At 55.0% G+C, this 646-nt stretch carries 1 pseudogene; it reads right to left on the bottom strand.

From position 1 onward, the window contains the following. Nucleotides 1–578 (bottom strand): annotated as a pseudogene (locus KCR01S_RS23630) (IS5-like element ISKpn26 family transposase); the annotation flags it as partial. Nucleotides 579–646 lie beyond the last annotated feature (68 nt).

Here is a 646-nt window from a genome sequence, read left to right as displayed (position 1 = left end):
AGGCTGTGGGTCAGGCCACTCTTGGCATCGACACCAATGTGGGCCTTCATGCCAAAGTGCCACTGATTGCCTTTCTTGGTCTGATGCATCTCCGGATCGCGTTGCTGCTCTTTGTTCTTGGTAGAGCTGGGTGCCTCAATGATGGTGGCATCCACCAAAGTGCCTTGGGTCATCATGACGCCTGCTTCGGCCAGCCAGCGATTGATGGTCTTGAACAATTGACGGGCCAGTTGATGCTGCTCGAGCAGGTGGCGGAAATTCATGATGGTGGTGCGATCCGGCAGGGCGCTATCCAGGGATAATCGGGCAAACAGGCGCATGGAGGCGATTTCGTACAGGGCATCTTCCATGGCACCGTCGCTCAGGTTGTACCAATGCTGCATGCAGTGAATACGCAGCATGGTCTCCAGCGGATAGGGCCGTCGGCCATTGCCCGCCTTGGGATAAAACGGCTCGATGACAGCGGTCATATTCTGCCATGGCAGAATCTGCTCCATGCGGGAGAGGAAAATCTCTTTTCGGGTCTGACGGCGCTTAGTGCTGAATTCACTATCGGCGAAGGTGAGTTGATGGCTCATGATGTCCCTCTGGGATGCGCTCCGGATGAATATGATGATCTCATATCAGGAACTTGTTCGCACCTTCC

This window comes from Kluyvera cryocrescens NBRC 102467, assembly GCF_001571285.1.
In the GTDB taxonomy this organism is placed as follows: domain Bacteria; phylum Pseudomonadota; class Gammaproteobacteria; order Enterobacterales; family Enterobacteriaceae; genus Kluyvera; species Kluyvera cryocrescens.
This window is presented reverse-complemented; position numbering and strand designations above follow the sequence as displayed.